The 20,792-nt window shown below is 61.5% G+C and carries 16 protein-coding genes; 6 read left to right on the top strand and 10 right to left on the bottom strand.

What is annotated here, in order from left to right; genetic code table 11:
- Nucleotides 1–44: 44 nt before the first annotated feature.
- Entirely contained in the window at nucleotides 45–2,894 is a 2,850-nt protein-coding gene (gene gcvP / locus V6N02_RS12375) for an aminomethyl-transferring glycine dehydrogenase (protein ID WP_371225912.1), read from the top strand.
- A 517-nt stretch (nucleotides 2,895–3,411) separates the two neighbouring features.
- Here the strand turns inward: gcvP and V6N02_RS12370 are convergent.
- From V6N02_RS12370 to V6N02_RS12355, 4 genes are all read right to left on the bottom strand, one after another.
- Nucleotides 3,412–5,202, bottom strand: a complete 1,791-nt coding sequence (locus V6N02_RS12370; RefSeq protein WP_371225911.1) for a bifunctional helix-turn-helix transcriptional regulator/alpha/beta hydrolase — start codon at nucleotides 5,200–5,202, stop codon at nucleotides 3,412–3,414.
- Nucleotides 5,203–5,256: 54 nt separating this feature from the next.
- Nucleotides 5,257–6,156: an inositol monophosphatase family protein gene (locus V6N02_RS12365; protein WP_371225910.1), complete on the bottom strand. Its 900-nt coding sequence runs from the start codon at nucleotides 6,154–6,156 to the stop codon at nucleotides 5,257–5,259.
- A 64-nt stretch (nucleotides 6,157–6,220) separates the two neighbouring features.
- A complete protein-coding gene (locus tag V6N02_RS12360; RefSeq protein WP_371225909.1) occupies nucleotides 6,221–8,734 on the bottom strand; it encodes an ABC transporter permease in 2,514 nt (837 codons plus the stop codon).
- Nucleotides 8,731–9,420 (bottom strand): ABC transporter ATP-binding protein, encoded by a 690-nt coding sequence (locus tag V6N02_RS12355; protein WP_371225908.1) that lies wholly within the window; start codon nucleotides 9,418–9,420, stop codon nucleotides 8,731–8,733. Before V6N02_RS12355 ends, V6N02_RS12360 begins: the two co-directional genes overlap by 4 nt.
- A gap of 20 nt (nucleotides 9,421–9,440) precedes the next feature.
- On the opposite strand from V6N02_RS12355, the gene V6N02_RS12350 reads away from it, so the two are divergent.
- A complete protein-coding gene (locus tag V6N02_RS12350; RefSeq protein WP_371225907.1) occupies nucleotides 9,441–10,097 on the top strand; it encodes an arylesterase in 657 nt (218 codons plus the stop codon).
- A 57-nt stretch (nucleotides 10,098–10,154) separates the two neighbouring features.
- Here the strand turns inward: V6N02_RS12350 and V6N02_RS12345 are convergent, their stop codons facing one another.
- The 4 genes from V6N02_RS12345 to ettA all read right to left on the bottom strand — a co-directional run bounded on the left by V6N02_RS12345 (nucleotide 10,155) and on the right by ettA (nucleotide 13,876).
- Nucleotides 10,155–10,709, bottom strand: coding sequence for a L,D-transpeptidase (locus V6N02_RS12345; protein WP_371225906.1), 555 nt, complete (start codon nucleotides 10,707–10,709; stop codon nucleotides 10,155–10,157).
- Between the two features lie 117 nt (nucleotides 10,710–10,826).
- Nucleotides 10,827–11,033 carry a hypothetical protein gene (locus V6N02_RS12340; protein WP_371225905.1) on the bottom strand — a complete coding sequence of 69 codons (207 nt, stop codon included), beginning with the start codon at nucleotides 11,031–11,033 and terminating at the stop codon, nucleotides 10,827–10,829.
- A gap of 717 nt (nucleotides 11,034–11,750) precedes the next feature.
- Nucleotides 11,751–12,224, bottom strand: a complete 474-nt coding sequence (locus tag V6N02_RS12335) for a hypothetical protein (protein WP_371225904.1) — start codon at nucleotides 12,222–12,224, stop codon at nucleotides 11,751–11,753.
- The gene (gene ettA / locus V6N02_RS12330; protein ID WP_371225903.1) at nucleotides 12,221–13,876 is read right to left on the bottom strand and encodes an energy-dependent translational throttle protein EttA; all 1,656 of its coding nucleotides are present in this window, start codon (nucleotides 13,874–13,876) and stop codon (nucleotides 12,221–12,223) included. Before ettA ends, V6N02_RS12335 begins: the two co-directional genes overlap by 4 nt.
- A 117-nt stretch (nucleotides 13,877–13,993) precedes the next feature.
- Here ettA and V6N02_RS12325 point away from each other — a divergent pair, with 117 nt between their 5' ends.
- Nucleotides 13,994–15,310: an alpha/beta hydrolase gene (locus V6N02_RS12325; RefSeq protein WP_371225902.1), complete on the top strand. Its 1,317-nt coding sequence runs from the start codon at nucleotides 13,994–13,996 to the stop codon at nucleotides 15,308–15,310.
- Nucleotides 15,311–15,361: 51 nt separating this feature from the next.
- On the opposite strand, the gene V6N02_RS12320 is transcribed toward V6N02_RS12325, so the two are convergent.
- Nucleotides 15,362–17,143 carry a putative bifunctional diguanylate cyclase/phosphodiesterase gene (locus V6N02_RS12320; protein WP_371225901.1) on the bottom strand — a complete coding sequence of 594 codons (1,782 nt, stop codon included), beginning with the start codon at nucleotides 17,141–17,143 and terminating at the stop codon, nucleotides 15,362–15,364.
- A 177-nt stretch (nucleotides 17,144–17,320) separates the two neighbouring features.
- Here V6N02_RS12320 and V6N02_RS12315 point away from each other — a divergent pair, with 177 nt between their 5' ends.
- The 3 genes from V6N02_RS12315 (at nucleotide 17,321) to V6N02_RS12305 (ending at nucleotide 20,100) form a co-directional block, all read left to right on the top strand.
- Nucleotides 17,321–17,983 (top strand): nicotinate-nucleotide adenylyltransferase, encoded by a 663-nt coding sequence (locus V6N02_RS12315; protein ID WP_371225900.1) that lies wholly within the window; start codon nucleotides 17,321–17,323, stop codon nucleotides 17,981–17,983.
- A gap of 15 nt (nucleotides 17,984–17,998) precedes the next feature.
- Nucleotides 17,999–19,489: a D-alanyl-D-alanine carboxypeptidase/D-alanyl-D-alanine endopeptidase gene (dacB, locus tag V6N02_RS12310; protein ID WP_371225899.1), complete on the top strand. Its 1,491-nt coding sequence runs from the start codon at nucleotides 17,999–18,001 to the stop codon at nucleotides 19,487–19,489.
- A gap of 152 nt (nucleotides 19,490–19,641) precedes the next feature.
- Entirely contained in the window at nucleotides 19,642–20,100 is a 459-nt protein-coding gene (locus tag V6N02_RS12305) for a YHS domain-containing (seleno)protein (protein WP_371225898.1), read from the top strand.
- Nucleotides 20,101–20,150: 50 nt separating this feature from the next.
- On the opposite strand, the gene V6N02_RS12300 is transcribed toward V6N02_RS12305, so the two are convergent.
- Nucleotides 20,151–20,642 carry a CAP domain-containing protein gene (locus V6N02_RS12300; RefSeq protein WP_371225897.1) on the bottom strand — a complete coding sequence of 164 codons (492 nt, stop codon included), beginning with the start codon at nucleotides 20,640–20,642 and terminating at the stop codon, nucleotides 20,151–20,153.
- Nucleotides 20,643–20,792 lie beyond the last annotated feature (150 nt).

Genomic DNA, 20,792 nt, shown 5'->3' with positions numbered 1-20,792 from the left:
CGCAAAAGGGCCTTTCGTGCCCGCCACAGACGTGGGAGACCGTTATGACGTTCAAACCGACCGACTATCTGCCCTATGATTTCGCCAATCGCCGCCATATCGGCCCGTCCCCGGAAGAGATGGACGACATGCTGGCCACTGTTGGGGCGACCAGCCTTGAGGCGCTGATTGACGAAACCGTTCCCAAGGCGATCCGTCAGGCCGAGCCGCTGGATTTCGGCAAGCCCATGTCCGAGCGGGAACTGATGCATTCCATGCGCAAGACGGCGGCCAAGAACAAGGTGCTCGTCAACATGATCGGGCAGGGCTATCACGGCACGGTCACCCCGCCCGCGATCCAGCGCAACGTGCTGGAAAACCCGGCCTGGTACACCGCTTATACGCCTTATCAGCCCGAGATCAGCCAGGGCCGGCTTGAGGCCTTGCTGAACTTCCAGACCATGGTCAGCGATCTGACGGGGCTTGAAATTGCCAATGCGTCCCTGCTGGACGAGGCGACGGCCTGCGCCGAGGCGATGACCATGGCGCAGCGCGTGGCGAAATCCAAGGCGATGGCGTTTTTCGTGGACCGCGATTGCCACCCCCAGAACATCGCCGTGATGCAGACCCGTGCGGCGCCCCTTGGCATCAAGGTGATCGTCGGCAACCCGGACAAGATGAACCCTGAAGAGGTGTTTGGTGCGATTTTCCAATATCCCGGCACCTATGGCCATGTGCGCGATTTCACTGATCACATCGCCAAACTGCACGCTAACAAGGCGATCGGCATTGTCACCGCTGATCCGCTCGCCCTGACCCTGCTGAAAGAGCCCGGCGCGATGGATGCCGATATCGCGGTGGGCAGCACGCAACGCTTTGGTGTGCCGATGGGCTATGGCGGCCCGCACGCCGCCTATATGGCCTGTCGCGACGCCTATAAACGCGCGATGCCCGGACGGATTGTCGGCGTCAGCATCGACAGCCAGGGCAACCGCGCCTACCGGCTGTCGTTGCAAACCCGCGAACAGCATATCCGCCGTGAAAAAGCGACCAGCAATGTCTGCACCGCGCAGGCACTGCTTGCGGTGATGGCCTCGCTCTACGCGGTGTTTCATGGGCCCAAGGGCCTCAAGGCGATTGCGCAGCGCATTCATCGCAAGACCGTGCGTCTGGCCAAGGGACTGGAGAAAGCGGGGTTCAAGGTTGATCCCAAGGTGTTCTTTGACACGATCACTGTCGATGTCGGGCCCTTGCAGGCCGCCGTGCTGAAATCGGCCGTGGATGAGGGCATCAACCTGCGTCGGGTGGGGGAAACCCGCGTTGGGATCACTCTGGACGAAGCCACGCGCCCGCGAAACATCGAGGCTGTCTGGCGGGCCTTCGGGATCGAGCAGATCGACGACGATTTCACCCCCGACTATCGTGTCCCCGAGAATATGCACCGCACGTCCGCCTATCTGGCACACCCGATCTTTCACATGAACCGGGCCGAGACCGAGATGATGCGTTACATGCGCCGCCTGTCGGATCGCGATCTGGCGCTGGACCGGGCGATGATCCCGCTGGGCAGCTGCACGATGAAGTTGAACGCTGCGGCCGAGATGATGCCGATCAGCTGGCGTGAGTTTTCCCGCCTGCACCCGTTTTGCCCTGCAAATCAGGCGTTGGGATACAAGGAAATGATTGACGATCTCAGCCACAAGCTGTGCGTGATCACCGGCTATGATGCCCTGTCGATGCAGCCCAATTCAGGGGCGCAGGGCGAGTATGCCGGTCTGCTGACGATCTCGGCCTATCACCGCGCCAATGGTCAGGGACACCGCAATATCTGCCTGATCCCGATGAGCGCACATGGCACCAACCCGGCCAGCGCCCAGATGGTGGGCTGGAAGGTGGTACCGGTGAAATCGGCCGAGAACGGGGACATCGATCTCGACGATTTCCGTGCCAAGGCTGAACAGCATGCCGAGAACCTGGCGGGTTGCATGATCACCTATCCGTCCACCCACGGCGTGTTCGAGGAAACCGTGATCGAGGTTTGCCAGATCACCCATGATCACGGTGGTCAGGTCTATATCGACGGGGCCAACATGAACGCCATGGTGGGCCTGTCGCGCCCCGGTGACCTGGGTGGCGATGTCAGCCACCTCAACCTGCACAAGACCTTCTGCATCCCCCATGGCGGGGGTGGACCGGGCATGGGGCCGATCGGTGTGAAAGCCCATCTGGAACCACATCTGCCGGGTCATCCCGAACTGGGTGGAGATGAGGGGCCGGTGGCGGCAGCCCCGTTTGGCTCGCCCTCGATCCTGCCGATCAGCTGGGCCTATACGCTTCTGATGGGCGGCGAGGGGCTGACCCAGGCGACCCGCGTGGCGATCCTGAATGCCAATTACATTGCCAAGCGGCTCGAAGGGGCGTTTGACGTGCTTTACAAAGGGCGCGGCGGACGCGTGGCGCATGAATGTATCATTGATACGCGCCCCTATGCGGACAGCGCGGGCGTGACAGTGGACGATATCGCCAAACGCCTGATGGACAGCGGCTTTCACGCTCCCACGATGAGCTGGCCGGTGGCGGGTACCCTGATGATCGAGCCGACGGAATCCGAAACCAAGGCCGAGCTGGACCGCTTCTGCGATGCGATGCTGTCGATCCGCGAAGAAATCCGCGCGATTGAAGAGGGCAGGATCGACCCTGAAAACAATCCGCTGAAAAACGCGCCTCACACGATGGAGGATCTGGTGAAGGAATGGGATCGCCCCTACACCCGCGAAGAGGCGTGTTTCCCTCCGGGCGCGTTCCGGGTCGACAAGTACTGGCCGCCGGTCAACCGCGTGGATAACGTCTATGGTGATCGCCATCTGGTATGCACCTGCCCGACAATGGAGGCCTATGATCAGGCCGCTGAATAGGATCGGAGCGGCGGCGGTATGTCTGGTTTGAGCCCGAAGCGGTCTTCACAGCTAAGCACCAAGCCGGTTAACAGCCGCGCAGCGGCCCGGCCATCGTCAGCCCCTCCCTTGGGCTGGCGATTACTCTGACACAAGCGCTGCGTTCGTTCTGTGGATGTACTTTGCGACCATAAAGCGCCCAGAAGCAGATGGTGGGTCGCCACCCCAGGGGCTGACGTTGGCCTCCGGTGGCTGGCACGCGACGAGTGTCTGTTCCGCCCCGCATTGCTGGCTTTCATAACTCCGAGCAATCCCGAGCGAATGTCATGAAAAGGGCGGCCCTTGGAAGAAGGCCGCCCCGCGTAGCTGCTAAAAAAGATCACTCAAAAAGTGTTCGATTATGAAAAACGGTGTCGATACAGGACGGCGAATAGGTGACCTGAAAACAGATATCCCCTACATCGTTACCAAACATCTTCCCCTATTCGAAAGGGTATCCCGCCCGCCGGGTGTCGTCATACCCCAGATAGGGTAAGGTTTACTTTTTCGCCGGAAAAGCTTGCAGATTGTCCAGTGCGTCGCGCCAATGCCGGAAAAATACCAACTGGCCGGCATCGTCGTAAATGCGATAATCAATCCAGTCCACGTCGCGTTGAAACTCCTCCAGCGTGGCCACGGGAATCTGGGGATCCTGCGTGCCGTTCATGAAGATCACCGGCAACTTACCTCGCAGTCGGTTCAGGTCATCGGACCAGTCCTTTTGCTGACGCCCCAGAATCTGGGCTGAGAATGCGGCATGGGCGGAATGCTCTTCTGATAACGCCACTTCCGAGCCGGTTACCATCGCCTCAAAGACATCCGGGTCCTCGAAAGTGTCCACATCCGCCGGGCACTGGCCGTAGACCGCGTGGATAAAGCCGCGTTTGCCGATCTTGCGGGCCAGCAGGAACCCGGCCTTGACCATGAAGGGCAAAAGATGCGGGGTGTATTTCGCCCCGGCCAGGATAAAGCGGTGCCACTTCTCCATCCGCTCGAACTGCTCCCGGCGGGTCAGCGGCAAAACCCCGGCGCAGGCGACGACACCGGTAAAGCGCTCGGGCGCTGCCAGGATCAATTGGACGGCATAGTAAAAATCACCGCCCAGCGAAATGATCGGGCAGGGGCCTGCGCCTTCTGTATCAAGGATCTGCATCGCATCCGCCAGAAGGGCGGCATCGTAATCGCCGTTCTTCGGGACAGGATCGGACTGGCCATAGCCCGGGCGCACCGGAACAATGATGCGCAAACCCCGCCGGGTGGCCTCGGCCTCGGCCGGCGCGGGCCAGCGCACGAGGCCATAATCCAGCGGCAGAAACAACACCGGGCTGCCCGCCGGATCCCCGAGCACCAGGTAATCCAGCCGTCGGCCGTCCGCGGTCAGCAGCGATTGAAACTCGCGCTCCTGCAGCGCGCCGCGTCCGCGGCTGACCACACGGGGGCCGGGGGCGGTGCCGACGGTCAGGCTGACCATGTCCATCATCGACAGGGCAAGACGAACCAGCTCCACCTGGCTGTGGGTTTCGGTCTTGGACAGGATGGACTTGATCTGGGCGCGGATCGTGTCGACCGAGCGGTCCCGCCGGGCGGCAATTTCGTTCACCGAGCAGCATTCGACCAACCCATGCACCACGTCGGCCTCGGCCTGTGTCAGACCAAAGGCATTGCGCAGGATTGGCCCGAATTCGTCTGGCCAGCCGACTTCGTTCGAGGCCGTCAGCACCAGCGGCTGACCATCGGCCGTATGACACAGCTGTAGCCGCAGGACAGTAAACCGGCCCTGCTGACGGGCACGCACCCGCAGGATCGCCGTGTCTTCGGGGCTGTCAGACAAAAGCGAGCCAAGCGTGCGCTGAACCGCCTCTATATCATCGTCGTTGATCGGAAGATCGCGAAGACGCGCGCCGACATCCACGCCCATCAACTCTTTGGCGGTGTCATTGGCGGCACAGACAACCTGCTGTGTGTTCAGAACAAATGCGGCGACCCTGTCAAACGGGGCCAGGATATCTTCGATCTCATCTGTCTTGCTGCCGGTATCCACGCGGTCCAGAAACGTGCTGGCGCGTTCGAAATGCCCTTCGATCAGCGGATCGTCCAACAACTGAGGCTTGCTGAAGTCGGCTTGCGCCCGCAACGGACCAATGGCGCTTTCCCAATGATCCAGCAACGCCTCGTACCGGCTGGGATCAAGGGCGACATCGTAAAGCCGGTCGATGGCCGCCTCCCGGTCACTTTCCGAAAGGGTGGCGTGCGAATCCTTTTTCTTGTGGTCCCCAGACCCTGCTGTCATGCCGCGCGTTCTCCTTGGCTTACAACCTAGACCATTCGACGCGGCTTTGTCAGTTCAGGTTTCCGTTACAACAGGTTCTGCCGTGTCCGGCCCATCCAGAAGAAATGCAAACCGGTCGCGCAGGCGCTGCCAGCTGTCCTTGTTGGGCGCGGTCAAAAGATACCCTTCGCGCACCGCCGCATTGTAATCGGACCCGTCCAGCATGGCCACATACCCGCCCGCCTGCTGACAGATCAACACACCGGCGGCGTGATCCCAGGGTGTCATCATCCCCGAGAGGCAGAAATCCATGCCCCCCTGTGCCAGCGTGCGATACTCGTGACACGAACAGCGCAGCACCTGCGTGCGAGCGAAATCGGGAAAGGTGGCAGCCATCTCGGCCTGACCTTCCTTGGGCATGAGATAAAGATGGATAAAGCCCGACATCTCGTCCAGCGCGCCACCCCGCGACATTTGCAAGGGTCTCTCGGCCCCGAGGTTACGGGCCAGCCGGGCGGGGTGGGCTTCGTCCGCGATGATCCAGTCATCCATCACCGGATCATACAGCAGCCCCAAAACCGGCTTGCCAAACCGTGTGACCGCCACGATCACACCAAACACCGCCAGCCCATGCGCGAAATTCCAGGTGCCATCCAGCGGATCGACGATAAAGGCCAGTTCCGCCTCGCCGATCTTGTCGCGCAGGGTGTCATCGGCGCTGGCCGCTTCTTCGCCAACGACCAGGGCGTGGGGAAACATCCGCTGAATGCCGCGTGCCAGGATTGCCTCGGCCCCGGTATCGGCCTCGGTCACCAGATCGTAGCGCGAGGACTTGGCCGACACATCCGCATGCCCCAGATTGCGAAAGCGCGGCATGATCTCGGCCTTGGCGGCGCGGCGTACAAGGTTGATCAGGCTGGCCTGTTGGGCAGGCGTCAGGGGCGAGGTGAGGGGGATGGGCAGGCTGTCACTCATCGTTTGATTCCTTGGGGCGATACCGGGGGCAGGGTGACAGCCCCCGCCCTGAGGTTCAACGCTGCTATTCCCTTGCGCGCAAAATCGCCGCAGGTCGCGCGGTCAGTGGCCCCCAGGCAAAGGCGATGCCCGCCAGAAGCGTGACACTCACACCTGCCGCAACGATGCTCAGCGCCGAAGGCCAGATCACCTCGAACCCCGTCTCCATGATATAGTAACTGACCGCCCAACCGCCCAAGAGGCCAGCGCCAAGCGCCACGGCGCCGGCGGCGGCCCCAAGGATCATGGCGCGGATGGTCAGGCTGGCCAGAATACGCGCGCGGCTGGCTCCGAGGGTTTTCAGGATCGCCGCCTCGTACCGGCGCGCCGACTGGTCTGCCGCTGCCGCCCCGATCAGCACCAGAAACCCGGTGAGAAGCGTGACAGATGCCCCCCACGATACCGCCGCTGCCAGCCCGGCCAACAGGTCACTGACCCGGCCAATCGCATCGCGCACTCGGATCGCGGTGACATTGGGGAACATGCCCGCCACATCGCGCAGGATCGCCGCTTCGGCCTCGGCCTCGGCATAGACGGTGGCAATGAAGGAATGCGGCGCTGCCTCAAGCGCAGCAGGGTTCATCACCATGATGAAACCCATGCCAGCTGTGGAGAAATCCACCTCGCGCAGCGAGGTCAGGGTGGCCTCGATATCCCGCCCGAGGATGTTGACGGTCAGCTGATCGCCCAAGGATAATCCCATCTCGGCGGCCTCTTCGGCGGCAAAGCTCACCTGTGGTGCACCGCTGTAATCCTCGGCCCACCATGTGCCATCGGTCAATGTCGTCGTCTCGGGCAGCGCTCCGGCGTAGCTGACGCCGCGATCGCCCTCCAGAACCCAATGATCCCCCGCCACTTCGGCGGCAGGACGGCCATTGATCCGCGTGATGATCCCGCGCAGCATCGGGGCCTGTTCAATCTGGCTGACGGCGGGGTCGGTTTCGATCCTCTCCAGAAAGCCGGGCATCTGATCCTTTTGCAGGTCGATGAAGAAATAGGACGGGGCCTGCCCGGGCAGGTCGCGTTCAATCGCGCCGCGCAGGTTGCCATCGATCTGCCCCACGGCGGCCAGAACCGACAAGCCAAGACCCAGCGACAACATCACCGGCCCCGCCGTGGTGCCGGGTCCGCCAATCGCCCCCAAGGCCCAGCCTAATGCCGGACGGCGTCGTGATGCCGGGCGCAGGACCTTTGCAACTCGGCGCAGCAACAGTGCAGCCAAAGCCAGCAAGGCCAGTGCGCCTGCTATCCCGCCTACGGTCCAAAGGGTCAGTTGCAGATTGCCCGAAAACCACGCGGCAGCGGACAAAAGGGCTATGATCAAGATCAGTGTAACCCCAATATAACGCCAGTTTGGCAGCCCGCGCGTGTCCGACAGCGCGTCGCGAAACAGGGTCGAGGCGCGTACCTGTTCGGCCTTGGCCAGCGGCCAGAGGGTAAAGATCAGCACGGCAAAGAGGCTATAGATCAACGCCTCGAAGATCGGGGCGGGGTAGGGGGCAAAGACGGCTGGCACCGGCAAGCGCGCCTCGATCAGCGGGGCCAGCAGGATGGGCAGGCCCACACCCAGCAGAACACCCAAGGCCATGCCCAAAAGGCCAAGAATGCCCACCTGAATGAAATAGGTCTGAAAGATCACCCGGCGATCTGCGCCCAAGGTGCGCAATGTGGCGATAGTCCGCGTTTTGCTGGCCAGATAGGCCCGCAGCGCGGCGGAAATACCCACGCCGCCCACGGCCAGACCGGACAGGCCCACAAGGATCAGGAAGGCCCCCAACCGATCAACAAACTGCGCCACACCGGGCGCGCCGTTGCGCGCGTCTTGCCAGCTTATCCCACTGGTTTCAAAACGTGATTTGGCCTCGGCCTCCAAGACCGCAAGGTCGCTGCCGGGGGGGAACTTCAACCGGTACTGCGTCGAAAACAGCGTGCCCGGGGCCAACAAACCGGAGGCCTCCAATGCCTCACGCGCCACGATGGTGCGCGGACCAAGGCCAAAGCCAGCGGCGGCGGCATCCGGCTCGCTCTCCAGCGCTGCGCGCAGCTCAAATTCCTGTGTGCCCAGGCGGAACGTGTCACCCACTGCAATATCCAGCTGCGCGATCAGGACCGGGTCCATCACCGCACCGGGTAGGCTGCTCTCTTGCAAGGCCACGTCCAAGGGCATCGCCGGGTCCAACACCACGTCACCGACCAACGGATAGGCCCCGTCAACGGCCTTTACCTGTGTTAACATCCGCGTCTCGCCCACCACGGCGAGCGAGCGGAAATCGGCGATCTCGGACACGGATTGCGCGACGCCTTCCATCCAGCCGCGCTCGTCCTCATCCGCAAAGCGATAGGTCAGCTCCAACGCCGCGTCGCCGCCCAGAAGGACCGCACCATCGCGACTCAACCCGGCCTGAATGCTTTCGCGCACGGTGCCCACGGCGGCAATCGCAGCCACTCCAAGGATCACGCAGGCCAGGAAAATCCGGAAGCCGCGCAGCCCCCCGCGCAATTCGCGCCGGGCCAGCCGGGCAGACAGAGCAAGGCTCATGCCGGGGCCTGTTCCGGCACGTCGATGCGCCCGTCCCGCAGCGTGATCACCCGGTCACACCGCGCCGCCAGCGTCGGATCGTGGGTCACCAGAACCAGCGTGGCCCCGTGGCGCGCGCGCAGATCAAACAGCATCTCGACAATGGCCGCCCCGTTTGAACTGTCCAGATTGCCCGTGGGTTCATCCGCCAGCACCAGATCGGGGCGTGGTGCTGCGGCGCGGGCCAGCGCCACGCGTTGCTGCTCGCCCCCCGACAATTGCGAGGGGTAATGATCCATCCGGTCGGCCAACCCCACGGCCTCTAACTCCTCGGCAGCCCGCTCAAACGCATCGCGCGCCCCGGCCAGTTCCAACGGGGTCGCCACATTTTCCAGCGCTGTCATCGTGGGGATCAGGTGAAAGGACTGAAACACGACGCCGACATGATCGCGCCGCAACCGGGCCAGTTGATCCTCGCTCATTCCGGTCAGGTCCTGACCCATGGCCATCACACTGCCGCCCGTGGCCTGTTCCAGCCCGCCCATCAGCATCAGCAGCGAAGATTTGCCCGACCCCGACGGGCCGACCAGCCCCAATGTCTCGCCCGGATGGACATCAAGGGTAATGCCGTGAAGGATGGCCACCTCTCCGGCATTGCCTTTCAGCGACAGCGAGGCATCTTTAAGCGAGAGAATGGGCTGGGTCATGAAGGAAGGGCCAATTGGTGATGCATTGCAGGACATATGGGGTATGCGCCCTGCTGGGCAAGGCATTGATGGCGTTTCTGTTTCTCACGGCACCCCTGCGTGCCGAGCAGATCACGGTGCTGGCCTTTGGCGACAGCCTGACCCAGGGCTATGGCCTGGTTGAGGCCGACGGGCTGGTGCCGCAATTGCAGGCGTGGCTGAACGGGCAGGGGACAGATGTGACCCTGATCAATGGCGGCGTGTCGGGCGATGCCACCGCGGGCGGGGCCGCGCGGGTGGCGTGGAGCCTGACGCCAGACGTGGATGCGATGATCGTGACCCTTGGCGGCAATGACCTGCTGCGCGGGATCGACCCGGCGGTCAGCCGCGGAAACCTCGATGCGATCCTGACGACCGCAGCGGAAGCCGATGTCGATGTCTTGCTGGTCGGCATGCGCGCGCCGGGGAATTACGGACCGGCCTATAAAACTGCCTTTGATACCATGTATCCCGATCTTGCGGCCGATCATGACGCCCTGCTGCACCCCTATTTCTTCTCCGGGCTGGGCGAAGGGACACCGGATGCGCTGCAGCGCTATTTTCAAGCCGATGGCATCCATCCCAATGCCGATGGCGTGGCGCGGATTGTCGAGGGTCTTGGGCCGTCGGTTCTGCGCCTGATTGAACAGGTGCAATAGAAAACGGGCGCAGCCAATGGTGCGCCCGTCGAAATCAGGCCTGATCGGCGTGCCGTCTTAAAGAACGGTCACAACCGCACCCATCGGCACCCGTTCGTAAAGGTCGATCACGTGATCGTTGATCATCCGGATACAGCCGTTTGAGACTGAACGCCCGATCGAGCGGGGCGCGGTGGTGCCATGGATGCGGAAATATGTGTCGCGCCCGTTCTGGAACAGGTAGAGCGCGCGCGCACCCAAGGGGTTTCCGGGGCCGCCGGGCTGGACGTAATCATTGTCGATGAACTTGGAATAGGCGCTGGGATCGCGCTCGATCATCTCGTTGGTCGGGCGCCATGTGGGCCATTTCTTCTTGGCGCCGATTTTGGCGGTGCCGGTGAATTCCAGACCGGCCTTGCCCACGCCCACGCCATAGCGGCGCGCGGTGCCCGGTCCGGTGACCAGGTAAAGGAAATGCGCACGCGGCAGAACCAGAAGCTGGCCCGGCTGGTACTGGCTGGCGATCTTCACATCTTGGGGGGCGTATTTCGGATTGAGTTCAAAGGATTGCGCGACAGCAGGCACTGTGGCAGCAGCCAGCCCGGTCGCAATAAATTCGCGGCGTTTAATCATCTTGCGTTCCCTTTTCGCGGTGTGATTGCTGTATATCGTGCCAGCTTTTGAAGAGGAAATCAAAAGAGAGTGAAACTAAAAACGGATGTTTTTATGGAACTGTGGCGCGGATGCGGCTCAGGCGCGTTGCAGGCCCTCGGGGTCGGGTTTCGGCGCAGGTTTGGGCTGTAGCAGCGCATAGCCGATCAGGGCCGCGGCGACCAGCAGGGAGACCAGAAAATAGACCTGCACAACACCCAAAAGGCCGAGACCGAACAGAAGCCAGCCAACCACGGCTGCTATTGTTCCGAAAACGCTGCCCAGGATCGCTGCGACTGGTGCCATATTTTCCTCTCCCCAGAGTGTCGTGAGGATAGTTAACGCCCCAATTGAGGCGGGATTGGGGCAAGTGTGGCGCAATTTTGCGGGCAAAGGCAAATTCGGGACCGGGGGATCGGCGATCATTCGCCTATAGCGTGTATTCTGAGGACGCCCTTAAACGACCTGCTCGCCGATACACACAGCGTTTGCCTGAAAATGTAGGGCGGGGTTTTACCCCGCTATGGCAGACCCGCGCGGGAAACCACATTGTAACGGGTCGCTGTGGGCCGGTCAGATGCTCGCCCAATCCGTAAAACGATACGGCTTGGGCGCGCGATATCCGGGCTTTGGCGTTTCAACAGACCGCCGGGTCGTGCGTGGAACAGGAACATAAGCTCTCATAACGGCTCTCCTCACCCTCAGCGTTACGCAGAAATGAGCCGGAATAAGAGCGGATTTGGTTCCATTTCCTGCCGATTTGGTGCCGGTGGGTGGGTTTTGTTTGCGTTCAAACAAGAACCGGTAGGGCGGGGCTCACCCCGCCATGTGGGATGGTTTCACGCAGGAAAAGATGGGTTGAAAACCCACCCTACAGCTTCTCTCCCCGCGCGGCGGCGATTTGGCTGATCTTGGCGCGCCAGTTTGATGATGTTCGGATTTGACATAGATGCTGTTCCCCGAACACTCATCGCTTCGCTCCCGCGCGCGTCGCAAATCGTGCGGCCTACAATCAAGTGTTTGTTAAAAAGAATTGCGCTGTCGCTGGACTAGTTCGCACCACGCCGCTTTTACGTCGAGCAGTCCGCTGTCTTGATGATGGTTTTCTCCTGAAAACTCTACGGTGAAATCATTCGGTGAGTTTTCGAGGACAATTGTTCCGACTGATCCGGCATCAAACCGGCCGCGTTTTCCCCTGAGGCGAACGACATCATATTCTTTCAACGGAGGCGGTCCGTGGATACGTTGCAAGCGGTCAACTAAATCATAGCCGATGGGGTCAAAGCTATCGACTAAAAGGGACAAAAGTTTCGGGCCGGTTTGGGAATTGAGCCAGTACGCGGTCCAGCCGCTGTCGAAGTCCTCGCCGTTTTGCACGGCGAGCAGGAAGCGATGATGATCGGTTACGATGGCCTCAGGAATGCCGAGTTCAATAAGTCGTTGCGCGTTATGTTTGCGCCAATCAAAAAGTGGATCCCGCTCTCTGCGAAAACTCACCTCACAAACTTCTTATGCTTCAACCGCTTTGGCTCAAGTGCATCCGCCCCCAGCCTCCGTTTCTTGTCTTCCTCGTAATCCTCGAAGTTGCCCTCGAACCATTCCACATGCGCCTCGCCTTCAAAGGCCAGGATGTGGGTACAGATGCGGTCAAGGAAGAAGCGGTCGTGAGAGATCACCACGGCGCAACCGGCGAAGTCGACCAGAGCGTCTTCCAGCGCGCGCAGGGTTTCGACGTCCAGATCGTTGGTTGGTTCGTCCAGCAACAGAACGTTGCCGCCCTCTTTCAGCAGCCGGGCCATGTGGACGCGGTTGCGCTCCCCGCCGGATAGCAGCGAGACTTTCTTCTGCTGGTCCCCGCCCTTGAAGTTGAAGGAGGAACAATAGGCGCGCGAGTTGACTTGCGCATCACCCAACTGGATGATCTCGGCCCCGCCGGTGATGGCCTCCCACACCGTGTCGCCATCCTTCAGGTCATCGCGCGACTGATCGACATAAGACAGATCCACCGTGTCGCCATATTCCACCGTCCCGGCATCGGGCTTTTCCTGCCCGGTCAGCATCTTGAACAGCGTCGATTTACCGGCACCGTTGGGACCAATGACACCGACGATCCCGCCGGGAGGCAGCGAGAACGTCAGATCCTCGATCAACAGCTTGTCGCCCATCGCCTTTTTCAGCCCATTCACCTCGATCACCTTGGACCCAAGGCGCGGGCCGTTCGGGATGACGATCTGGGCGCGGGTGATTTTCTCGCGTTCGGACTGGTTGGCCAGCTCGTTATAGGCGTTGATCCGGGCCTTTTGCTTGGCCTGCCGGGCCTTTTGCCCCTGACGCATCCATTCCAGTTCGCGTTCCAGCGTTTTCTGCTTGGATTTGTCTTCCTTGGCTTCGTGTTCCAGCCGCTTGGCCTTCTGCTCCAGCCAGGCCGAGTAGTTCCCTTCGTAGGGAATGCCGCGGCCTCGATCCAGTTCCAGAATCCAGCCTGTGATGTCATCCAGGAAGTACCGATCATGGGTAACGATCAGGATTGTGCCTTTGTAATCAATCAGATGCTGTTGCAGCCAGGCGATGGTTTCAGCGTCCAGATGGTTGGTCGGTTCATCGAGCAGCAGCATGTCGGGCGCTTCCAGCAGCAGCTTGCACAGCGCGACGCGGCGCGCCTCACCGCCGGAAAGCGTCTTTACATCCGCATCGTCGGGCGGACAACGCAGGGCCTCCATCGCGACATCAATCTGACTGTCCAGATCCCACAGGTTCTCGCTGTCGATCTGATCCTGCAGCGCGGCCATTTCATCCGCCGTCTCATCGGAATAGTTCATTGCCAGTTCGTTAAACCGGTCCAGCTTGGCCTTCTTGGCGGCCACGCCCAGCATCACGTTTTCACGCGCTGTCAGGCTGTCATCCAGCTTGGGTTCCTGCGGCAGATAGCCCACCTTGGCGCCCTCGGCGGCCCAGGCCTCACCGGTAAAATCCGTGTCCAGCCCCGCCATGATCTTCATCAGGGTGGATTTACCGGCACCGTTCACGCCGACCACACCGATCTTCACGCCGGGAAGGAAGCTCAGGTGAATGTTTTCAAAGCATTTCTTGCCGCCCGGATAGGTCTTGGAGACACCCTGCATGTGATAGACATATTGATAAGCGGCCATGGCTGTGCTTCTTTCTCTGTATAAATCCCAACCGATACGCATGTAACCGGGACAGCCCATGATTTCAAACACCGAAATGCTCTGTCGCTGCCCCCGTATGTCTCAATGAGGGGGGGCTTGCCCCGCTGGGCCTTTGCGCTTTGGTTGTTTGCCGGGCTCGCGGCCTGTAACGCGGCTATAAGTACGACAGGGATTCTTGCCCCTGCGCCCAATCTTTACAAGTCCGGGACCGACGATATCTATCCGGCGGAGGATGTGCCGAAAGGGCTGCGGCGCACCCTGACCGAGATCCTCTATGTGACGGACCGCGGCCCCGTGATGGACACGGATGGCGTGCTGACCGGATATGGCAGCGGGCGCAGCGACTCGATGGCATTTGGTGTCAGCCTGGTCGAGTATGGCGAGCTTGAAACCTGGAACGAGCTGGTCCTGCGGACGCATGAGGGGGATTCCCGGGCGCTGACGCGGCTTGATCCGGTCTATCTGGAAGAGTTCTCGCGGTTTCCGGCCACGCCGCTACCGATGGGCAGGGCGGGGGGGCGGCTTCTGACCACCGAGGAGGCCGCGCGCAGCTATCAGGCCAGCGCACAGGTGATGCGCGAGGAACTGGGCGCACGGTTGCGCAATCACGGGCTGAACCGGATGCTGGTCTATATCCATGGGTTCAACAACGAATTTGATGACAGCGTCGGAACGCTGGCCAATGTCTGGCACTATGCGGGCCGACGCAGCCTGCCGATCAGCTATTCCTGGCCTGCGGGCAATGGGGGTTTGCTGGGCTATTTCCGCGATTCTGAATCGGGCGACTATTCCGTGTTTCACGTCAAGGAATTCCTGCGCGCTCTGGCTTCAATACCCGAGATCGACAAGATCGATATCGTCGCCCATTCGCGCGGCAGTGCCGTGATGACGGATGCGCTGCGCGAGTTGATCATCGAGGCGCGTGCGCGTGGACAGGACCCGCAAGTGGCGTTGAAGACCGGCATGCTGGTTCTGGCGGCGGCGGATCTGGATATCGGCGTGGTCGAGCAACGGCTGGTCGCCGAAAGATTCTCGGACGGGTTCGAACAGATCAACATCTACGCCAACCCGGATGATGGGGCGCTCAGGCTGTCCCGGATCATCGGCAATTTTGATCGTCTGGGCAGTCTGGGGTCCAATACGGCCACGTCCAAAGAGTTTTCCAACCTCGTGGATACGGACAATGTGAATATCATCATCGTCAAAGACCCCGGGTCTGGGCTGGGCCATTCCTATTTTCGCGAGAACCCTGCGGTGATGTCCGATATCGTGCTGGCCCTGCGCACGCGCGAGCGACCCGGAACGGCGTATCGCCCGCTGGAACAGTTGGGCGAGAATGTTTGGGAGTTGCACTCCAATTACCCTGACGAGGTTCTGCCGGACATGCTTAATCAGCGCCGCATCGACAGATAGCCTTGGGGCTTGGGCGTTCGTCCCGGCGCAGATGCTTTTGTTGGAAACGCTTTATCTGTTCCGGCTCCTGGCCGGCACAACCCTTGCCTTGGCGGATGACATCCCGAAGGGCAGGGGATTGGCGAGGGGCGTGTTCTGGCGCAACCAGTCAATCATCTTGTCAACCGGCATCGGCCGGGCCAGCCCGAACCCCTGGATCAGCGAGCAGGAGGTGCGGCGCAGGATATCAAGCTGACTTTGCGTTTCCACACCTTCGGCCACCACCTGCATGCCCAGCAACGCGCTGAGCCGGATGATCGAGCGCACGACCGCGCGGTTGCGCGGATCGGTTTCCAGCCGGCCGATCATCGAGCCATCCAGCTTGATTGCGTCAATGTCAAACGCGGCCATATGCGCCAGCCCGGCATACCCGGTGCCAAAATCATCCAGCGCCACGCGGACCCCCAGACGTTTGAGCCTGTTGATCGCCGTGGTCACGTCCAGCCCGGCGCGCTCAAATATCGTGGTTTCCAGGATTTCGACGCAGATGTCGTCAGGTTCCAACCCGCGTGATTGCAGGGCCCAGTCCAGCAACCCGGGATAATTCACATCCGCCAGGATCGAACTGGAAACGTTGAGCGCCATCCGCAGATCGCCAAACCCGGCCTCGCGCAGCGCCACAAGCGCATCCAGCGCAAGGTTCATCGAGATGTAATCGATCTCGGCCAGCACGCCGTTGCGTTCGGCCGGGCACAGAAAATCACCCGGCAACAGCAGGCCCCGCTCGGGATGGAGCCACCTCAGCAAAGCCTCGCACGCGACGATCCGGTTCTGGGACAGGCTGAGCTGCGGTTGCAGGTATACCTCGAACTGTTCCCTGACCACGGCGATCCGCAGATCGCGGGCCATCTGGATCTGGCTTTTCTGAGCCTGCCCGATACGGGCCGTGTAAAACACAACCTGCCCGCGCCCGCGATCCTTGGCGGCATAAAGCGCCTGATCTGCCATCTGAATCAGTTCTTCGCCACTGGTGCCGGGGCGTTCGGGAAGGCTGGCGCCGATCGAGGTGCCCACTTCGATCACCTGTGACGTCCATTGCAGCGGGCTCTGGATTGCATCGTGCAACGTTTCGGCCCGGGCGATCAGCTGATTGCGCGATGCAATACCGGGGCAGATCAGAAGAAATTCGTCCCCGCCCGTGCGACAGGCCAGATCGTCGGGTGCGCAATGGGCGCGCAGGGCCTGCGCCACATGCACCAATGTGGCATCTCCCGCTGCATGGCCCAGCGTATCGTTGATGTCTTTGAACTTATCGATGTCCAGTTGCAGAACGCCGATTTCGTGCCGGGAGATTCTGGCCCTGATGGCGGTGGTGTCCAGAAACCGGCACAGTTTCTTGCGATTGCCAAGGCCCGTCAGATCGTCGTGATGGGCGGCATGTTCCAGATCAACCTGCACTTGTCTGAGTGCGGTTTCGGTATGGACCTGATCGGTCACATCCCGACAGGTGATCACCACTTTCTTGTCGCTTTCCTTCGGCCCCATATCAAGCAGGGTATAGCTTTGCTGGTTCCAGAACCGGCTGCCATCGCGGCGTATATGCTGCGAGATCTTGAACTGGCGGAACAGCGCGCTCTCGGGGTCATAACGGAACTGTTCAATCTGATCCGGGGGCGGACGGTCTTCGGCCGGGATGAGAAAATCTATCGGGCGACGGCCGCGCACCTCCTTCAGGTTCCAGCCATACATCGCCTCGCAGGCCGGGTTGATCCATTCGATCCGCCCCTGCATGTCCTGCACCACGATACCATCCCGCACGCGGTTCAGGATCAGACCGAATGTGGCCTGATCCATCCCGCTTGTCCCCGCTGGCTCCGGGGCACTGCGTGCCGATATGCTGCGCTTTGACAAAACCCTGCGCTCACCTGATTGCCTCGGCCTTCAATGTGGCGCCGCTGGTCTTAATATCCGGTGGCCAAGCTCCGGCTAACTGGCTAGAAACCGTATCAAATTTTCCAAAGGTTTTAGTCCTTGCCGCACTATCAGCTGCCTTTTGCGCGTCCCGGACAGGTGATCGGGCTTTTGGGGGGGTCCTTTGATCCGCCCCATCCAGGCCATGTCCATATCAGCCGCGAGGCGCTCAAACGCTTTGGCCTGGATCAGGTCTGGTGGATGATCAGCCCGGGCAACCCCCTGAAATCAAAGGGGCCTGCCCCGATGGATCAACGCATGGCTGCTGCGCGCCGCCTGATCACCCATCCGCGCATCCGGATCACCGATGTCGAGGCACAGGCCGGCACGCGCTATACCGCCGAGACGCTTGAGGCGCTGCAACGCGCCCGCCCCGATCTGCGGTTCGTATGGCTGATGGGGGCAGATAATCTTGCACAATTTGACCTGTGGCAGGACTGGCAACAGATCATGTACCGCGTGCCGGTCGGGGTTCTGGCCCGCCCCGGCAAGCGCATTTCCGCGCGCCGGTCCAAAGCGGCGCAAGTCTTTGCACCGGCCCGTCTGCCCGGACGCTACAGCGCGCTTCTGGGCCGCGCCCGCGCCCCGGCGTGGTGTTTTGTGAACGTGCCGATGATGGATCTGTCCTCAACCGCATTGCGGGCCAGTGGGGCATGGGGCGACGCGCACGAGGATGTGACTGTCAAGTCAGTGAAATCTGCATTGTCTGTCGGACCGGGCTGAGGCTATCGTGGCATGATGACAAAGCAGCTTTCACGACGTTTGTTTCTGGCAGGCCTTGCCTCAGGGGCAGGCAGCATGGCCTTCGGGAATGCTCCCGCCGTCTCGCTGCGCCCACAAGCGCGCCCCGATGATTTTCTGCGCCGCACCGCCACCGGGGCCGATGCGCTGATCCGGAACGCCAAGTTGGGCGGGCAGGTCGGCTTTTCCGTGATCGATGTGAAATCGGGCCTTGTTCTGGAAGAACATGAAGGGGCCAGGGGCCTGCCCCCGGCCAGTGTCACCAAGGCGGTCACGGCGCTTTATGCCCTGGCCACGCTGGGCGCGGGCCACCGGTTCACCACGCGGCTGATCACCACGGGGTCGATTTCAAACGGGGTGCTCAAGGGCGATCTGATCCTGGCAGGTGGGGGCGATCCGACGCTGGACACCGATGCGCTGGCCGGGCTGGCCGCCCGGCTGAAGGCGGCAGGTGTGCGCGAGGTGCGAGGCAAGCTGCGCACCTATGGCGGCGCGCTGCCATTCGTGCGGGAGGTGGACACGGATCAGGCCGATCACGTGGCCTATAACCCGTCGATCTCGGGGCTGAACCTGAATTTCAACCGCGTGCATTTTGAATGGAAGCGCGCGGGCGAGGGCTACACCACCACGATGGACGCGCGTTCGGCCAAGTATCGTCCGGCGGTCACCGTGGCGCGCATTTCGATCGCGTCCCGGGCCGGGCCGGTCTACACCTACAAGGACCGCAACAGCCATGACGAGTGGAGCGTGGCCCGCAAGGCGCTGGGCAATGGCGGCGCGCGCTGGTTGCCCGTGCGCAAGCCCGAGGCTTATGCCGCCGAGGTTTTCGCCACCTTTGCCCGCTCGCAGGGGATTGTCCTGAAATCCGGCAAGCCGATGAAATCGCGCCCCGGCGGCACCACGCTGGCCAGCCATCAAAGCGCGCCATTGCGCGATATCCTGCGCGACATGCTGAAATATTCCAACAATCACACAGCGGAATGTGTCGGTCTGGCCTCAAGCGCGGCCCGGAAGGTACAGGGTGGCAGCTTGCGCAGCTCTGGTCAGGAGATGAGCAAATGGGCCCGCAGCACCCTTGGGATGCAGGGTGTGAAGTTTGTCGATCACTCCGGCCTTGGGGTGGCCTCGCGGGTGCCGGCGGGCTCGATGGCGCGGGCCCTGGCGGCCGCGGCGCGCGAAGGTGCTCTGAAACCGATCCTCAAACCGATTGACCTGCGCGATGGCAACAACAACGTGGTCAAGAACCACCCCATCAAGGTGATGGCCAAAACCGGCACGCTCTATTTTGTCAGTGCTCTGGCCGGGTACATGACCGCCCCTGACGGAACCGAACTGGCCTTTGCCATCTTCACCGTGAACGACAAGCTGCGGGGCAGGATTGATCGTCAAAGCGGCACCCGCCCCGAAGGATCCAGCAGCTGGAACAAGCGCTCCAAGACCTTGCAGCAAAAGCTGATTGAACGCTGGGGAACGGTCTACGGCAGTTGAAGATCGGAGCTGACAGGCACCACTTACGTTACAATCCGCTCGCCTTTTCACACGGCACATCACAGGGCCGTGTCGGATATTGCACGGCCTTATCGGCATGCCCATCCTAACCTGCACAACACCGCAGTAACCCCGTTTAGGAGACCAATATCATGACCACCCGCCGCCAGTTTCTGACCGCCACCGCCGCCCTGCCTGTTGCCGCTCTTGTCGGCGTTCCGGCCTTCGCCGCCCAGCCGCAAGTCTTTGCCACCGACGGTGTGGCGATCAACGGCTACGACCCCGTCGCCTATTTCACCCAAAGCAAGCCCGTCAAAGGCAAAGCCGCCCACGCGGTCAGCTGGAACGGGGCCGAATGGCATTTCTCCAGGGCCGAGACCCAGGCTGCGTTTGAGGCCTCCCCCGAGGAATACGCCCCGCAATTTGGCGGCTACTGCGCCTACGCCGTTTCGAAAGGCTACACGGCCACAACCGTGCCCGAAGCCTGGACGGTTTATGACGGCAAGCTCTACCTGAACTTCAGCCTTCGCGCCCGCGAACTCTGGAGCCAGGACATCCCCGGCAACATCAAGGCCGGCAATGCCAACTGGCCGAAAGTCCTCGAAGCTTAACACTCATTGAACAGGATCGGGCCGAGGACGTGTCCCCCTCGGCCCGTTTTTCAGCACCCCGGACGGCCCAGCACCAGGACCCACAGGTTGCCCGGCCCCTGCACCAGGCCGAAATCATCGACATTCTTGTGCAGGAGGTTGCTGCGATGCGACGGGGAGGTCATCCACTGCCGCATCACGTGATCAAAGGTCACATGCCCCATCGCCAGATTCTCGGCCACATGACAGAAGGCATAGCCCCCGGCGCGGGCCCGGTCGGCAATCGACGCGCCGTCCGAACTGACATGCCCGAAAAACCCGTTGGTCAGCATATCCTGCCCATGGCCGCGCGCGATCTGCACAAGGACCGGATCGGTGCCAAGCGCAGGTAACCCATAGCGCGCCCTTAACGCATTCAACGCCTGTGCCTCGCGGGCGCTCACATCGACCAGTTGCGCCGGCCCACCCGGCGCGTCCAGAGCCGGTTTCGCGGGCGCGCCCAGACAGCCTGCCAGCCCCATCACACATGCGCCCATCAGCGCCAGCATTCTCACCAAACCCATCGCTTTCATCCTGACCAAACTGACACCTGTCTTTGCTCGGCGTCATCCTGCGCGCCCGTGTCGCCATATTCCAGTGCCGATCGAAGACGTATTGGGCATACTCTTTGATGAAGGCATCTCATTTGCGGGGAAGTCGCGGAAGCCCGTGAA

This window comes from Roseovarius conchicola (genome assembly GCF_041403425.1).
In the GTDB taxonomy this organism is placed as follows: domain Bacteria; phylum Pseudomonadota; class Alphaproteobacteria; order Rhodobacterales; family Rhodobacteraceae; genus Roseovarius; species Roseovarius conchicola.
This window is presented reverse-complemented; position numbering and strand designations above follow the sequence as displayed.

What these genes read in the sequence shown, in the direction of transcription:
- V6N02_RS12300 (WP_371225897.1), bottom strand. Translation starts at nt 20,642, where the DNA reads ATGGGTTTGGTGAGAATGCTGGCGCTGATGGGCGCATGTGTGATGGGG.
- V6N02_RS12360 (WP_371225909.1), bottom strand. Translation starts at nt 8,734, where the DNA reads ATGAGCCTTGCTCTGTCTGCCCGGCTGGCCCGGCGCGAATTGCGCGGG.
- V6N02_RS12305 (WP_371225898.1), top strand. Translation starts at nt 19,642, where the DNA reads ATGACCACCCGCCGCCAGTTTCTGACCGCCACCGCCGCCCTGCCTGTT.
- V6N02_RS12345 (WP_371225906.1), bottom strand. Translation starts at nt 10,709, where the DNA reads ATGATTAAACGCCGCGAATTTATTGCGACCGGGCTGGCTGCTGCCACA.
- dacB (WP_371225899.1), top strand. Translation starts at nt 17,999, where the DNA reads ATGACAAAGCAGCTTTCACGACGTTTGTTTCTGGCAGGCCTTGCCTCA.
- gcvP (WP_371225912.1), top strand. Translation starts at nt 45, where the DNA reads ATGACGTTCAAACCGACCGACTATCTGCCCTATGATTTCGCCAATCGC.
- V6N02_RS12370 (WP_371225911.1), bottom strand. Translation starts at nt 5,202, where the DNA reads ATGACAGCAGGGTCTGGGGACCACAAGAAAAAGGATTCGCACGCCACC.
- V6N02_RS12320 (WP_371225901.1), bottom strand. Translation starts at nt 17,143, where the DNA reads ATGGATCAGGCCACATTCGGTCTGATCCTGAACCGCGTGCGGGATGGT.
- V6N02_RS12365 (WP_371225910.1), bottom strand. Translation starts at nt 6,156, where the DNA reads ATGAGTGACAGCCTGCCCATCCCCCTCACCTCGCCCCTGACGCCTGCC.
- ettA (WP_371225903.1), bottom strand. Translation starts at nt 13,876, where the DNA reads ATGGCCGCTTATCAATATGTCTATCACATGCAGGGTGTCTCCAAGACC.
- V6N02_RS12350 (WP_371225907.1), top strand. Translation starts at nt 9,441, where the DNA reads ATGCATTGCAGGACATATGGGGTATGCGCCCTGCTGGGCAAGGCATTG.
- V6N02_RS12355 (WP_371225908.1), bottom strand. Translation starts at nt 9,420, where the DNA reads ATGACCCAGCCCATTCTCTCGCTTAAAGATGCCTCGCTGTCGCTGAAA.
- V6N02_RS12340 (WP_371225905.1), bottom strand. Translation starts at nt 11,033, where the DNA reads ATGGCACCAGTCGCAGCGATCCTGGGCAGCGTTTTCGGAACAATAGCA.